The sequence below is a fragment of the Gaoshiqia sp. US2 genome (genome assembly GCF_059705485.1).
This window is the reverse complement of sequence record NZ_AP048550.1, coordinates 3,506,317-3,520,488: the sequence shown is the minus strand read 5'-3', so window position 1 is coordinate 3,520,488 and position 14,172 is coordinate 3,506,317. Positions and strand designations below refer to the sequence as shown.

Below are 14,172 nucleotides of genomic sequence, written 5' to 3'. Positions count from 1 at the left end.
TAGGTTTATAAGTTAGTGTTAGTTGTCCTGATCCAGCGGGTAGGATTGGTCTTCGATGTTAAAGATTTTATTCTTCTCGTAATAGTAGATGATAATCCGTGCCGTATCTCTCAAAAAATTAATGGAAACAATTTCGACGCGGTGAATATTGATCCCGGTTCTTTTTCGAAGGTCTTCGATAAGCGCTTGCTGATTATTCTGGTTGATGAGATCAATTTTCTCATACAGCACTTTTTTCGATGATTCGTGAGATAACAAAAACGCAAATTCGAGTACCCACAGAATGATAATAAGAGCAAGATTTGCGAGGATAACCTCGGCGTAAGGAATATACTCGTCTGAAATGGAATTGATAACTGCCACGCCAATGAGGACGAACAGGTAGGTCATTTCTTTAATCTGGACGGGGTTGGTGCGGTAGCGTAAAATGCCAAATAAGGCGAACAAGCCAAAGGCGAATCCCAGTTTCAGTTCCACGCCCGAAAGCAGGTATGCCAGCAAAAAGATCATCGTATTGATCAGCAGATAGGTAAAGAGGTAGTCTTTTCGCTTTGTTTTTTTGTAATAAATAAACCGGACGATCATCAGCGTCACCAGCAGGTTAAATGTAAAACGGATGATCAGGTCCCAGAAGCTGGCTGAGTTGTAAAATGCTACCTCGTTAAAGGCTTGATTGGCTATAACAGTCAATAGGTTCATGTTCGATTTTTTTTATTTTTAGTATTTTCTCTTTAAACAGATTGTTCTTTACTTTCGGATTTAACAGGGCCATACCCATGCAGTACTTACTGAAACTTTCCTGCTTTATTTGGTGTAACTTAAGGAGTTGATTGAACGGACTACGCAGGTGCCGGTCATTGTTCTTTATTTCGGCAATGGCCAGATTTTCAAGTTTGACTTGTTCGTTGGATGTACTCAGGTGCAGGTTGAAATCAATGGTAATCCGTTCCGATTTTTGTTTGTTGACCAGGGTAATTCGCTGGTAGCGGGTACTCAAGGCATAAATAAGGCCATCTGCGTCAAAAGGGGTATTGTTTTTTATAAACGTATCTGCGTCGGCTGTTAACGGAAAGTTTCCGGAATAAGGCATGCGTTTTTTTGTTGTAAACGAACGGTTATTTTTATGCTTCAACTCCAGAAATTGATCTCCGCTGTTGAGGTATTCCCGGATCCGGATTTTGCAGCGGTTTTTCTTCCCGTTGTGATGATGGGTGTACATTCGGTAATCCGCGGTGTCAAAATAGTCGGAATAATAATTGAAGATCCGTGTTCCGTTTGATTCAAGAATGGCATAAGCATCTCCTGCCTTTTTTAACAAATCGGGAACCAGGGCGACGTTGAAAATAAATTTCTTGTCGAAGCGGTTCATCTGATCATTTTTTGGAAGATCGTTCAGCGCAACCACATCCATATCTTCTGATAAACTTCGAATATCAGCAGTTAATTTTTGTGCATGTGATAAAAGCAGCTCCACAATTTTGTTTTATAACTTGAGTTTATAATCAATTCCCATGATATATCTTTTTACAGGTTCAACCACGTTGACGGTTTCATTGATAAGGAAGGAAAGTCCGACTGAATTGCTTTTGTTGATTTTGTAATCGAGTCCGACAATGTAGCGATTCTTTTCAATTTGTCTCGTGGTATACTGGTTAATCCGGTAAAACAATTCGTAGCTGACAGAGGGCTTAAACGGCAAGCCTTTGATGTTATAATCCAGCTTTAGCCGGTTTCGGAAAAAACTTTCCGGGATATGACCATCTTCTGAGCTGTTGATTCCGGTGTATTGCGTTTGCAATCGTCCGCGGTAACTGAGCTTGAACCGGTCAATCTTCGGGGCAACTTCAATTTCCCAGGTAAACCGGTGCGAGGTTGGTTCGTACTTCTTCTTTTTTTCATTCGACAGCCGGTAGAGAAAGCTGGTCGAGAATATTTTTTTTGAATAGGAAATCTCCGTTCCAATATACGTTTTGTCCCGCTGGTTCAGGTTGTCCTGCATCCGGTTTGCCAGTTCGATCGACCAATCAAAACGTTTGGATATTTTTTTTTCAACTTCAATTCCGGTCCAAAGTCCAAAGTCTTCGGTTTGGCTATAGCTTTTTATGCCGGTTACGAGGCCGATTAAAATGAAAATCAGAAACCGGAGCCGGTAGGCGCGTAATAAACTGTTCATGTATCGGCTTCTACTTGTGAATAACCAGATCGTCCACGACTACCGTGGAATGGTTGCTTTTGATCGTGACTGTTTGGGATACGGCAATTTCACCGGAGGGCGACTGACGGGTAGGATCTTTGGAGATCGCATAAATTGTATAAGTCCCTTTGTTTAGAAATTGGAAACGGTACCAGCCGTCCAATCCGGTTTCGAAGTCGTCGGAGTAAACAACTTCATCACCATAGATGATGTATACATCGACGCCTTCGGCGTAATATTCTCCCAGTTTTACCGTGAAGTCACTGTTGTAGTTTTGGGTATACACCCGTCCTACGATGGTAGAGGTGCCGCCTTCTCCTTCTTCTTTTTCGCAGGCAGAAACGACTCCGACAGCTAAGATTAAAAAGAATATTTTCAAAAACAGAGCTGTTTGGTTTTTTTTGATCGCTTTTGCGGAAATGTAAATCAATAATGGCCGGACAAATTTGTAGATATGCTTCATATGCTTAAGGTTGGTTTTATATGCTTATATATTTCACAAAGAAATAAATATTTTCTGAAATATGGACAGATAAATCGGTCAGTATGTAAAACAAAATATCCTGACAAAAACTCATCATTTGATTGGCCTGATCAGCTGGTGTTTCTCGGCCGGGTTAGGTCTTAAGTTCAAAATAATCCGGTTTTTACAGGCTTGTTGGATAATTCGTGTTGAATTAACCATTTTTTTCGCCAAATTCCACCGGCATAGCCCACCAGTTTATTGTTTCGGCCAATTACCCGGTGACAGGGAACCAGGATGGCAAGCGGATTTTTTGAGTTAGCTCCTCCAACTGCCCTGACCAGGTTTTTATCTCCTAATTTAATGGCCAGGTCGGCGTATGAAATACATTGCCCGTATGGGATGGAGCGTAATTGATCCCATACTTTTTTCTGAAAATCAGTCCCGCATGCACACAAGGGCAGGTCAAAATCGTATCGGCGGCCGCTAAAGTAATCCTCCATCTGCTCGCTGATCTGCTCTTTTAACACCGGATTAAATCCTCCGGTTGTCGTGTCTTTGTCGCAAAACGATACGGCACAGATCTCATCGTTTTCTGTCTCAATTAACAGGGGACCGATGGGTGAGAAATATGTAAATTTTTCTGTCAAGTCGGGTTTTATTTGATTAATGTGAAATTAACAATTAAGAGATATCCGGGAAAATAAACAAGCGGCGTTTTTCCCGGATATCTCTTCCCGTTTTGATATCAGTTTATAGCTCCATATACGGTTGCCGTTAGCCGGTCGTAAAATTCGCCGTGTTTAAAAGGAGTCAGTTGGGTCATTCCAACAAAAATCAGGTCTTCTTTCGGATCAATAAAGAACTTAGTACTGAAATAACCTCCCCATTCGTAAGTTCCCGGCGATTTTGAGTTTAAGCCGGCTGCGTCGTCGGTTATCAGTCCAAAGCCCAGGCAGAAAGTGTTTCCGGGGTTCTGGCTGATTCCGTTTCCTGCCTGGTTAAGTCTGATCAACTGGTCGGCAGTCATCAGTTCAATGGTTTTTCGGCCCAGTAACTGATGTCGTTGTATTTGCCATTGTTGACCAGGGCTTGAATAAAGCGGGCGTAATCCAGCGCAGTTGACGACAAACCGCCGCCACCGGCGTAATGGCCAATATCTTTGTTTTTGGGGTAGTCGAGCGAAAGAGTCATCCCGTCTTCCTGCGCCATGCTCAACCCGTCATCGGTTTGAGCATAAACCGGAACCAGCCGGTCTTTTTTATCATCGGGCAGGTAAAAATAGGTGTCGGTCATGCCGAGCGGTTCGAATATATTTTCCCTGAAATATTCGGCTAAACTTTTACCGGATACAACCTCGACGACCCGGCCAAGCACATCGACATTCAGTCCATACATAAATTTTTCTCCGGGCTGAAATGCGAGCGGAACAGTTGCCAGGCGGTTTATAAATTCTTCGGTTGTCCAGGAGTTGTGAGACAAGCCTACCTTTAACATATCAAATTTTGAATATACGGCCTTCAGCTTTCCCTGGTTAAAGTCGCCGTAGGTGATGCCCGACGTATGTGTCAGTAAATGACGGATGGTTATCGGGCGGACTACCGGCGCCGTGGTAAAGCTGGAGTCTTTTTCATTGAATGAATCAAGCAAGGCGGAATTTTTTAAGGCCGGTATAAAATCAGAAACAGGATCGTTCAGTCCGAGTTTTCCCTGTTCGTATAATTGCATCACGGCAACGGTGGTAATTGCTTTTGTCATCGATGCAATCCTGAAAATATCGTCTTTCTGATAAGGGTCGTTTTTGGCAGTTGAACGGAATCCAAAATTTTTATAATAAACAATCTTTCCATGTCGGGCAACCAGAAAAACTCCGCCCGGGAGCCATTCATTTTCGATGTAGCTATTGATCAAATCATCTACTTTTTGAAGCCGATCAGAAGAGAACCCGGCTTCCTCGGGTGTGGCTTCGGCCAGTTGGGCCGGGATCCGGTTATTGAAATTACAGGCGGTAAAAGCGATTAAGATAAACAGAAGAAAATGTTTCATGGTATAATTTTTTGAGTTCAGGCTAAATTAAGCATTTCGGATATATTTTTTGTTTATTGTGTAATAAAAAAGCCGCATGAGACAGCGGCTTCCTTTCTGATTAAAAATGATCTCGTTCAACATATTTTGTGTGTAGCAGTTGGTGGGATTTTTCACCCAACGGTTCACCCAGAAAATCCTCATAAATTTTCAGAACTTCCGGATTTTGGTGTGATTTTCGAATGGGCATACCCTCGTCCTCGGCATAGATGGCTTTGGCCCGTTTCTTCCGGATTTCGGGGTTGGTGGGGATGGGCTGTCCTCCTCCTCCCAAACAACCGCCCGGGCAGGCCATGATCTCGATGAAATGATATTCGCTTTTCCCCTCTTTCACAGCATCCATAACCTTTTTCGCATTCACCAAACCGTGAGCAACGGCACATTTCAGCTCAACGCCTTCCAGAAAAGCCCAGTCGCGTTGCGGGTTTTCAATCTTTATACTGGCTTCCCGAACTCCGTCGAGCCCGCGAACCGGGGTAATGTTCAGATTTTTGAAAGGAACTTCGCGGCCGGTAACCAACTCGTAAGCAGTTCGGAGCGCCGCCTCCATAACTCCGCCGGTTACGCCAAAAATGACGGCAGCTCCGGTCGATTCGCCCATGAGCCGGTCGAATTTACTATCGGACAATTTTGTAAAATCAATACCCGCCTGCTTGATCATGATGGCCAGTTCGCGGGTTGTCAATACATAATCGACATCGCGGTACCCGCTGTCGTGCATCTCGGGGCGGCTGGCTTCAAATTTTTTGGCGGTACACGGCATGATGGATACCGAAATAATTTTTTCGGGATTGAGGTTCCTGGCTTTGGCATAATACGTTTTAACCAGGGCCCCAAACATTTGCTGAGGCGATTTGCAGGTAGACAAATTTCCCAGGTATTCGGGATACATGTGTTCGATGTATTTTATCCATCCCGGAGAACAGGAGGTCGCCATCGGCAAATGTACTGATTCATCTTTGTCGACGATGGCTTTTTTCAAACGCCCCAGTAACTCAGTGCCTTCTTCAATGATGGTGAGGTCGGCCGTGAAATCGGTGTCCATAACCGAATCAAAACCCAGTCGTTTCAGCGCGGTTACCATTTTCCCGGTTACCCGGGTTCCAACGGGCATGTTCAGTTCTTCACCCAGCCCAACACGCACGGCAGGCGCCGTTTGTACCACGACATGAATGGCCGGGTTGGAGATGGCCTCCCAAACTTCTTCAATGTAATTTTTTTCGACAATAGCCCCGGTAGGACAATGGATGATACATTGCCCGCAGTTGGTGCAGACAACATTCGTTAAATTTTTTTCGAAGAAGGTGGTGATTTTCATCTCATCGCCTTTGTAGGCAACAGTGAGCGCATTTACTCCCTGTAATTCTTCGCAGGTGCGTACGCAACGCTGACAACGGATACATTTGCTGTCGTCCTTAATGATGGACGGCGAGAACATATCGATGGTGTATTTCTTTTGAGGAACAAGCGAAATGAAATCCTGGGTCATGATTTTATAGTCGGACGCCAGTTTTTGTAATTCGCAGTTGCCGTTTTTATAACACTTGGTACATTCGGCATTGTGTTCCGAAAGGAGCAGCTCGATAATGTGTTTGCGCGAATTCCTTACATTCAGACTGTTTGTCCGGATTTCCATTCCTTCTTCACATGGGGTGGCGCAGGCAGCCGACAAGCGTTTTTGCCCGACGATTTCGACCACGCAAACGCGGCAGTTTCCGGCAATACACAGGTCCTTGTGGTAACACAGGGTCGGGATAATGACGCCAATTTGATCGGCGGCTTCCAGGATGGTTTTTCCATTTTCAATTTCGGCTGGTATGCCGTTTATCGTGATATTAACTTTTTCAGACATCGTTTTTCATTTTTCTGGTTAGTAAATCATTTCTTCCCGGAAGTTTTCGACAATGGACGAGAATGAATTGGCCACTGACTGTCCTAACCCGCATTTGGCGGTTAATTGCATGGTTTCGGTGAGCTTAAGCAACTTGTTCAGGTATTGGGCGGGTTTCTCGCCACGTTTTACCGCCTTGATGCCATTATACAATTGTTGACATCCTACCCGGCAAGGGGTGCACTGGCCGCAACTTTCTTCTTTGAAAAAATCCAGGTAGTTGTCCAGAACGTTGTACATCGACCGTGAACTGTTAAACAACATCATCGATCCCCCCGTAGGTAAGGATATTCCGGTAAGTTTGCCTTTGTAGCCGATGGCCGTTTCTCCAAATTTTTTTCGCGGCACCAAAAAGCCCGATGCCCCGCCAACCTGGACCGCCTTGGTATCGCCGTCGCCAAACTCGTCGACAAAATCCTGGAGGCTCATCCCCAGTTCAAGCTCGTAAATGCCGGGAATTGGCGTATCGCCCGAAACCGAAAACAGTTTGGATCCGCGGGAATACTGTACGCCCAGATCGTAGAATTTTTTTGCGCCGTATTTAAATATGGTGAAGGTATGCGCCAGGGTTTCTACATTGTTGATGACAGTTGGCTTGCCCATATATCCGATAGCGGTCGGGTAGGGCGGTTTGTTTCTTGGTTCGCCCCGTTTTCCTTCCATCGATTCGAATAAGGCGGTTTCTTCGCCGCAAATATAGGCGCCGCTTCCCATAAATATCTGAATGTCAAAGGTGTGATTTATTTCTTTGCAGTAATATTCAAATTCCCTGATCACTTTGTTGAGTTCGGGCACCAGGTATTTGTATTCGCCCCGTAAATAAATGAAGCCTTTTTGGGCCCCTATCACGTGACCGCAAACTGCCATGGCGGCCAGTACCTTGTAGGGGACGAGTGATAAAATTTCACGGTCTTTGAATGTTCCGGGTTCACCTTCATCGGCATTGCAAATGACGTATTTCTCCTGAGCGGGAACTTCGGCTGTCAGTTTCCACTTTAAACCGGTAGGAAAACCGGCTCCACCACGGCCTTTCAGCTCCGAGCTCATCAATTCGTTGATGATTTCCTGCGGGGGACGGCTTAATGTCCGGCTAAGAATTTTTTCCCAGTCGTTTTCATTTTTGAAGATGAAATCTGCCCGTTTGAGTTGGTATGTTCCGAATGCCATAATGTTTCTTTGTTAGGTTATTTTTTGATATACGCAGTTAAAATTTCCCTTACCTTTTCAGGTGTCAAATCGGTATAAACTTCATCGTTAATCAGCATGGCCGGCGCTTTGTGACACCAACCAAGGCAGTTGGTTTGAAGAAAGGTGAATTTGCCGTCGGGTGTTGTTTCTCCGACTTCCACTTTCAACATATCTGCAATGGTATGCAGAATCTGGTTTTTACCATTCATCGAGCAGGTAATGGTTTTGCATACCCGGATGATGTATTGTCCCATCTTTTTGTGTTCCAGGAAGGAATAAAAGGTAGCGGTCCCAAACACCTCGGCAGCCGGGAGGTCCAGCTCCCGGGCAATTTCAACCATGGTGTATTCGGACAAATACCTTTCTTGCTCTACAACTCCCTGAAGGATAGGAAGAAGGTTTTCCCTGTTTCGCCCGTATTGATCGGCGAGGGATTTGATCAGATCTTGTAAGGGATTCATATGGTTGTGATTTTCAATTTACTATAAAAATAGGGTAGTGTTCGGATAAAAACTAAGATAATTTGTCAGAATTAACGTAAGATCATCTGTTATTCAGCATATTAGAGCCATTCTAAATCAGACTGATTCTAAATAGAGGGGTCGGGTGGAGGACTGTGTTTTTTCAGCGTTAACAAAAACTTAAGTTGCCATGGTTTGTTTTTTGATTTAGTCGGTTAATTTTGTGAATGTACTTACGAATATGTTATGCCTGTAGAGATTGAACGGAAGTTCCTGGTATATAAAGAGCGGTTGCCTGTTTTTGTACGAAGTATCCCGATGCTTCAAGCTTATTTATGTGTTGATCCGCAGCGGACAATTCGAATCAGAATAGCTGATGATCAGTCATTTCTGACAATTAAAGGCAGCATCAAAGGGATTTCCAGACCTGAGTTTGAATACCCGGTTCCACTTGATGAGGCCAGAGAACTATTAGCGCTGGCAGTGGGGTACCCGGTTGAAAAGGTGCGGAATGAAGTTTATGAGCATGGGAAAAAATGGGAAGTTGATGTCTTTGATGGGTTGAACTCAGGCCTGATTCTGGCCGAGATTGAACTGGAGAGCCCGGATGAAGAGATCGTTTTACCGGAATGGGTGGCTGAAGAAGTAAGCGCGGATATGCGTTTTCACAATTCGCAGTTATGCCAAAAACCGTTTACAAAGTGGTAAGCGCCTGTGGCCTGATTTTTGTTGAAATCAGCCGATAATTTATTGAAACACGTTAAACCATTAAGCCTACAAACAATTATATTATCATGAATTACAGACTTTTTTTTGTTGGATTGTTTCTGATCTTATCGGTCCAACTCGTAACTGCCGCAAATCCTGCTGACAGACGAAAAGATGCCGTTGAAGCAGATTCTGTAAAGAACAGTGTTAATTACCTAAAGTATTTTTTGGGACGACAAGGAAGCTGGTATCCTCAAAACCCTGAGCTTGAAAGAAGCCTGAGGAGCCTGGTTCATTTTGTTGAAGATGAGAAAATTGATTCGACCCTGCACAAGTTGAAACAGTTTGGCGATGCCAACCAATTTTATTTTTACCGTTCGCCTAATCATGTTGCCGACAGTCTTTCCATTTCCGGCTATATGCCACATGCTGAGTTGAGCGAACGTTTGAAAAGGATTGACCGTTCGGTGCGGACAAGCATTGTGAAGGAACAGATTCCTGTGCCGGAACAATTACTGCAAAACCTCGATCGAAAAGTGAAGCTATTGCAAAAAGAAGACGTTGACTGGTTGTTGCGGTCAAACAAGGTTAAAATGCCGGATAGCCTGACCATGTATAATGTAATTCCCGATTCGCTGATGAGTAGTCCGGCCGATTTCAGACGGATACAGCGAATGGACAGCACCAAGAGGGAAATTCTGGAAAAGGCCCGCCTTGAATATAATAACCGGGCTGTCGCCAATTATGTCGATTCGGTGTCGAATGTTTACCGGGACGAGTACATCAGGGAGTATTCGCAAAAAGTACAGCGCGACTTTGCGGATTCGATCCGTACGCAAAACCGGAACCGGCTGATTCATTACAACGATTCGGTGATCGCAGCGGTAAACGATTCAATAAAAGGCATTTTGCGTATTTTAACGTCTTACGCAAACAATGATTCCACTTTGGTTTGGGTGAAAAACTCAGACCGCGACTCCACACAAATCTGGCTGAGAAACAACGACCGGTATTTTACCCGTTTGTTCATCAAGAATGAGCAGAACGACTCGTTAAGTGTCCGGGTAGAAAATACAGGTAAAAATTCGATGCGCCTGTTAATCGACGATGCTGTGACATTCCACCGGTTGGCCGAACGGCAAAAGAAAGAGTTTCAGTTCAGCGGATTTCAAATGGATAGCCGGCTCAGGGCGGTGGAGAAACGCTACCAGGTGATTACTCCCTGGGTGTTGCGCGGCGATGGTACCATGGGATTCACTCAAACACACCTCAGTGACACCTGGAAAAAAGGAGGACAAAGTTCTTTTGCCTTCCTGATGGTACTGAAAGGGAATGCAAACTATTCCTATAAAAAAATTAAATGGGAAAATTCGGCTGAAATCCGTAATGGGTGGATGAAACCTGCTGATGAAAAAATACGGAAGAACGACGATAAGTTTCAGGTTACGTCCCGTTTTGGCGTAAGCGCATTTAAAAAGTGGTACTATTCTTCGGAGGTTGATTTTGAAACCCAATTGTTTAACGGCTACAAATACCCGGATCGGGAAACCCTGATCTCCGGATTTTTATCTCCGGCTAAAACCTTGATCAAGGTGGGTTTGGATTATAAACCAAACAATAATTTTTCCTTATTCATTTCGCCATTAACATCGAAAACGGTTTTTGTACGCGATTCGGCCCGTGTTGATGTCACCAGGTATGGGATTGAGGCTGGCAGAAGAAGTTACTGGGAGCCTGGTTTGAATACAGACCTGAAATATAAACACAACATCACACCCGACATTACGTATGAGTTGAAGTATAAGATGTTTGTGAATTATTCGAATCCGTCAAACTTTGATGTTGATTGGGAGAATAACCTGGCGATGCGGTTGAACAACTACATCAACATGCAGGTATTGTTTCATTTTATTTACGATTATAAGGTTAAATTCCCGACGAACAAATTAGATTCGGAAGGAAACACCATCAATAAAGCCAAGTGGCAGTTTAAAGAGTTTATAACCATTGGTTTCAATTATAAGCTGAATAAACCGATTTACAAGAGAAAAGAAGTTTAGTGAATTCACATCAAATAATGTTTTTTGGAGATTTAAACGTGAAAGACTATAAAAAATATTTTCATTTGGCGGCAAAGCCCGAAGATGTATACAACGCGCTGACCAATCAGGTAATGCTCGAAATCTGGACGGGCGAACAAGCCGAAATGGAAGAGGTTCCCGGAACCGAGTTTTCGCTTTGGGACGGCAGTATTTGCGGCAAGAATTTAGAGTTTGTCAAAAACCAGCTGATTGTACAGGAATGGTATTTTGGGGAAGAGGGAAAAGAAGCTTCCATCGTGACCATCCGGTTGCATCCCGACAAAGGTGGCACCAGTATGGAAGTAAAACATACGAACATTCCGGATGAGGCCTATGACAATATAGCCGAAGGCTGGCAGGAAGATTATTTTGATGCGCTGAATCAATTGTTTGAAGAGTAGACGGTCTTCGCAGAAAGCTTAGGCTTGATGTCAAAAGAAAAAGCACGGATCGTAAATTCAAACCAAAAGGCTTATCGCTGGATTCATAATTGGTTTCACCGTAAGCCAAAAAAATGAAGCTGTTCCGGAAAACGGAACAGCTTCGGGGCTTAGCTAACGCAATTATTCGAGGTAAGGGATTTTTTTGTATTCTGTATAATCAGAATATTAACTTATCAAATATTTTACTTGACTGCTATGACTGCGTATTTTGAGATTTTCCAGAATTCATTCGGGTTCTCAATTTGCAGGAAAGCAATTTGTCCTTCTTCTTCAACTAATTTGTACGAACCGTTGGGATGTTCTGAGATAACTTCTACCTTCTTGGCATGTAACGGGATCAGGGTCGTTTCGCGAATATCCAGTTCGGTGAAGTATTCCTGGTCGAAATTTTGCTGAATTGTTTTTGTGGAACCAATTCCCAGGAATCCGCCTTCTTTGGTCAGCAATCCTTTTTCTTTCAATTCTTTATACGTGCCGAAAGCAATGTGCCCGGTATTCAGCTGGTATGTTTTCTCAGTGATTTGCTGATCTTTGTGCAAAAGGCTGTCTGATTGCAGGGCCATTTCGAAGCCAAGCTGTTCGATGCGTGTATTGAGCTCGGTCATTTGAAAATCTTTTTCTTCAATGATCAGCTTCAGTTCAGCAATCAGTTTATTTTGACCTTCAATGTTTTCATTCAGGGCGGCGATACGTTTTTCATACGATCTCATGTTGACTCCTGAATTTTTAAGCTTTGCTTCCAAATCAGCAATTTTTTTGCTGCTTTCTTCAAGCATCGTGTTCATCAGGGCGATGTCGTCAATCAGCGCCTGTTTCCGGTCGGTGACTCCTTCTTTTTCAAGCGACAGTTGCTGGCGTTTTTCTTTAATGAACCGCAGATTGTCTTCAATTTCGGTAAAGGTGTCCTCCAGATCAGCCATCACCGAATCCTTTTGGTGCATCATTTCGCTCAATCCGGTGCGTTCGGCCATTAACGTTTTAATTTCGGCTTCTTTTTGTGTATAAACATACACGGCGGCAATGGCGCCGATAATCACAATTGCACCTGCGATAATAATTGTCCTGAGTTGTTTTTTGTCCATGATAACTTTTCCTCCATTTTTAGGTTTTGCATGGCAAGACGATATTTAGCGCTTGCTCATGCCCTGATTAGCCAATTCGTGTGCCAATAAATGCAATTGGAGTTAACTACCTGATAATCAAACACGGCAAAATGAAAACAATGTAGATTTCTTTATCAAATTGATCAAAAACAGATCAGGGCGTATCAAAATGAAGGAGCTGACGGTTTATTCAACTGGTTTTGTTTCTTTGAGCATACGGTAAATGGTGGCCACGCCGATATCCAGCTTTTCGGCGACCAGTTTAATATTGTTGTCGTATTTTTTTAGAAACTGCTTTACAATGCGGATTTCGTATTCGCGAAGACAAAGTTCTTCTGTCAGTAAATAGGATAACTGGTCGGTGCTGCCGCCAAAGATCAGGTTGTCTGCGGTTATTTCGTCCTGATCGGCCAGGGTTACGGCCAGTTCAATCACCGATTTTAATTCGCGGATATTTCCCGGGTACGGATAGGTCAGAAGTTTATTCGATGCTTCTGTCGTTAAGGATTTTGGGTGCATCTCGTTTTCCCTGCAAAATATCTGGATGAAATGTTTGGCCAAAACCAGCACGTCGTTTCCGCGTTCGCGCAGCGGCGGCAGTTCGATGGGCAGTCCATACAGCCGGTAATATAAATCTTGCCTGAAGTTGCCTGTTTTTACTTCTTCCATCAGGTTTTTATTGGTGGCAATTATGATTCGGCAGTCTGTTTTTATAGGTTCATTACTACCTACCCGGATGATTTCTTTTTCCTGTAAAACCCTTAATAGTTTGGATTGCAGTGAGATATCCATTTCGGCCATTTCGTCGAGGAAGAGGGTGCCCCCGTTGGCTTCTTCAAACTTACCGATACGCCGGTGAGCGGCCCCTGTAAACGATCCTTTTTCATGGCCAAAGAGTTCGCTTTCAATTAACTCTCGCGGAATTGCGGCAACATTTACCGCCACGAAGGGGTTTTTCGAACGGTTTGAGTTATAATGAATCGCCTTCGCGACCAGCTCTTTTCCGGTCCCGGTTTCTCCGGTGATGCTCACGGTGATGTTGGTGCGGGTGGCCTTGTCGATGAGTTCGAAGATTCGTTTTGCGGCCGGGCTTTTGCCAATGATGGTATTTTGATAACTGTATTTCTTTTTCACTTCCTGGCGCAGGCTGACGATTTCTTTCTTCAGTTTACTTCCCTTCCGGATATTATTGATGGTGTTCAGCAAACGTTCTTTGACATCACGTGACTTCACAATATAGTCGTACGCGCCATGTTTCAGTAATTCTACCACCACATCAATATCGGCCTGTTCCGAAATCAGGATCACCTGGATGTCTTCATTGATTTCTTTGATTTGTTTGAGGACTTCCAGTCCTTTCATGTCAGGCAGGCGGTAGTCGAGTGTAATTACATCGGGTTCCCCGGTTAAGTTGGCTAAACAGTCTTTCCCTGTTGAAAATGAGTGGATTTCGTAGTCGGGAATAAGGGAGAGGTTGTGAACAAGCAGGCGGTTATACCATTCGTCATCTTCAACAACAAAAATTTTAAAAGCTTTTTCCTGCATGTCTGTATTT

At 43.8% G+C, this 14,172-nt stretch carries 15 protein-coding genes; 3 read left to right on the top strand and 12 right to left on the bottom strand.

Features of this window, described 5'->3' with window-relative positions:
• Positions 1–18 precede the first annotated feature (18 nt).
• The 10 genes from AC6H3C_RS14210 to nuoE form a co-directional block, all read right to left on the bottom strand.
• On the bottom strand, positions 19–699 hold the full coding sequence (locus AC6H3C_RS14210; protein WP_497516060.1) for a DUF4956 domain-containing protein: 681 nt from the start codon (positions 697–699) through the stop codon (positions 19–21).
• On the bottom strand, positions 662–1,474 hold the full coding sequence (locus tag AC6H3C_RS14205; RefSeq protein WP_497516059.1) for a polyphosphate polymerase domain-containing protein: 813 nt from the start codon (positions 1,472–1,474) through the stop codon (positions 662–664). Before AC6H3C_RS14205 ends, AC6H3C_RS14210 begins: the two co-directional genes overlap by 38 nt.
• 9 nt (positions 1,475–1,483) lie before the next feature.
• Positions 1,484–2,173 carry a DUF2490 domain-containing protein gene (locus AC6H3C_RS14200; RefSeq protein ID WP_497516058.1) on the bottom strand — a complete coding sequence of 230 codons (690 nt, stop codon included), beginning with the start codon at positions 2,171–2,173 and terminating at the stop codon, positions 1,484–1,486.
• Between the two features lie 10 nt (positions 2,174–2,183).
• Positions 2,184–2,573, bottom strand: coding sequence for a hypothetical protein (locus tag AC6H3C_RS14195; RefSeq protein WP_497516057.1), 390 nt, complete (start codon positions 2,571–2,573; stop codon positions 2,184–2,186).
• Between the two features lie 251 nt (positions 2,574–2,824).
• On the bottom strand, positions 2,825–3,307 hold the full coding sequence (locus tag AC6H3C_RS14190; RefSeq protein ID WP_497516056.1) for a methylated-DNA--[protein]-cysteine S-methyltransferase: 483 nt from the start codon (positions 3,305–3,307) through the stop codon (positions 2,825–2,827).
• Between the two features lie 98 nt (positions 3,308–3,405).
• On the bottom strand, positions 3,406–3,687 hold the full coding sequence (locus tag AC6H3C_RS14185; RefSeq protein ID WP_497516055.1) for a serine hydrolase: 282 nt from the start codon (positions 3,685–3,687) through the stop codon (positions 3,406–3,408).
• Positions 3,687–4,703 carry a serine hydrolase domain-containing protein gene (locus AC6H3C_RS14180; RefSeq protein ID WP_497516054.1) on the bottom strand — a complete coding sequence of 339 codons (1,017 nt, stop codon included), beginning with the start codon at positions 4,701–4,703 and terminating at the stop codon, positions 3,687–3,689. The genes AC6H3C_RS14185 and AC6H3C_RS14180 overlap by 1 nt, the downstream gene beginning before the upstream one ends.
• Before the next feature lie 100 nt (positions 4,704–4,803).
• Positions 4,804–6,594, bottom strand: a complete 1,791-nt coding sequence (locus AC6H3C_RS14175) for an NADH-dependent [FeFe] hydrogenase, group A6 (RefSeq protein WP_497516053.1) — start codon at positions 6,592–6,594, stop codon at positions 4,804–4,806.
• A gap of 18 nt (positions 6,595–6,612) precedes the next feature.
• Positions 6,613–7,800, bottom strand: a complete 1,188-nt coding sequence (locus AC6H3C_RS14170; protein WP_497516052.1) for an NADH-ubiquinone oxidoreductase-F iron-sulfur binding region domain-containing protein — start codon at positions 7,798–7,800, stop codon at positions 6,613–6,615.
• A 17-nt stretch (positions 7,801–7,817) separates the two neighbouring features.
• A complete protein-coding gene (gene nuoE, locus AC6H3C_RS14165) occupies positions 7,818–8,282 on the bottom strand; it encodes an NADH-quinone oxidoreductase subunit NuoE (RefSeq protein WP_497516051.1) in 465 nt (154 codons plus the stop codon).
• 246 nt (positions 8,283–8,528) lie between these two features.
• Here nuoE and AC6H3C_RS14160 point away from each other — a divergent pair, with 246 nt between their 5' ends.
• The 3 genes from AC6H3C_RS14160 to AC6H3C_RS14150 all read left to right on the top strand — a co-directional run bounded on the left by AC6H3C_RS14160 (position 8,529) and on the right by AC6H3C_RS14150 (position 11,472).
• A complete protein-coding gene (locus AC6H3C_RS14160) occupies positions 8,529–8,990 on the top strand; it encodes a CYTH domain-containing protein (RefSeq protein ID WP_497516050.1) in 462 nt (153 codons plus the stop codon).
• An 86-nt stretch (positions 8,991–9,076) separates the two neighbouring features.
• A complete protein-coding gene (locus AC6H3C_RS14155) occupies positions 9,077–11,050 on the top strand; it encodes a DUF3078 domain-containing protein (protein WP_497516049.1) in 1,974 nt (657 codons plus the stop codon).
• 38 nt (positions 11,051–11,088) lie between these two features.
• A complete protein-coding gene (locus AC6H3C_RS14150; protein ID WP_497516048.1) occupies positions 11,089–11,472 on the top strand; it encodes an SRPBCC domain-containing protein in 384 nt (127 codons plus the stop codon).
• A gap of 224 nt (positions 11,473–11,696) precedes the next feature.
• On the opposite strand, the gene AC6H3C_RS14145 is transcribed toward AC6H3C_RS14150, so the two are convergent.
• Both AC6H3C_RS14145 and AC6H3C_RS14140 read right to left on the bottom strand, forming a co-directional pair.
• Positions 11,697–12,596: a Cbp1 family collagen-binding glycoprotein adhesin gene (locus AC6H3C_RS14145; protein WP_497516047.1), complete on the bottom strand. Its 900-nt coding sequence runs from the start codon at positions 12,594–12,596 to the stop codon at positions 11,697–11,699.
• Positions 12,597–12,803: 207 nt separating this feature from the next.
• Complete coding sequence (locus tag AC6H3C_RS14140) at positions 12,804–14,162, bottom strand: sigma-54-dependent transcriptional regulator (RefSeq protein ID WP_497516046.1); 1,359 nt, start codon at positions 14,160–14,162, stop codon at positions 12,804–12,806.
• Between the last annotated feature and the right edge of the window lie 10 nt (positions 14,163–14,172).

What these genes read in the sequence shown, in the direction of transcription:
- AC6H3C_RS14210 (WP_497516060.1), bottom strand. Translation starts at nt 699, where the DNA reads ATGAACCTATTGACTGTTATAGCCAATCAAGCCTTTAACGAGGTAGCA.
- AC6H3C_RS14200 (WP_497516058.1), bottom strand. Translation starts at nt 2,173, where the DNA reads ATGAACAGTTTATTACGCGCCTACCGGCTCCGGTTTCTGATTTTCATT.
- AC6H3C_RS14185 (WP_497516055.1), bottom strand. Translation starts at nt 3,687, where the DNA reads ATGACTGCCGACCAGTTGATCAGACTTAACCAGGCAGGAAACGGAATC.
- AC6H3C_RS14180 (WP_497516054.1), bottom strand. Translation starts at nt 4,703, where the DNA reads ATGAAACATTTTCTTCTGTTTATCTTAATCGCTTTTACCGCCTGTAAT.
- AC6H3C_RS14175 (WP_497516053.1), bottom strand. Translation starts at nt 6,594, where the DNA reads ATGTCTGAAAAAGTTAATATCACGATAAACGGCATACCAGCCGAAATT.
- AC6H3C_RS14170 (WP_497516052.1), bottom strand. Translation starts at nt 7,800, where the DNA reads ATGGCATTCGGAACATACCAACTCAAACGGGCAGATTTCATCTTCAAA.
- nuoE (WP_497516051.1), bottom strand. Translation starts at nt 8,282, where the DNA reads ATGAATCCCTTACAAGATCTGATCAAATCCCTCGCCGATCAATACGGG.
- AC6H3C_RS14160 (WP_497516050.1), top strand. Translation starts at nt 8,529, where the DNA reads ATGCCTGTAGAGATTGAACGGAAGTTCCTGGTATATAAAGAGCGGTTG.
- AC6H3C_RS14155 (WP_497516049.1), top strand. Translation starts at nt 9,077, where the DNA reads ATGAATTACAGACTTTTTTTTGTTGGATTGTTTCTGATCTTATCGGTC.
- AC6H3C_RS14145 (WP_497516047.1), bottom strand. Translation starts at nt 12,596, where the DNA reads ATGGACAAAAAACAACTCAGGACAATTATTATCGCAGGTGCAATTGTG.
- AC6H3C_RS14140 (WP_497516046.1), bottom strand. Translation starts at nt 14,162, where the DNA reads ATGCAGGAAAAAGCTTTTAAAATTTTTGTTGTTGAAGATGACGAATGG.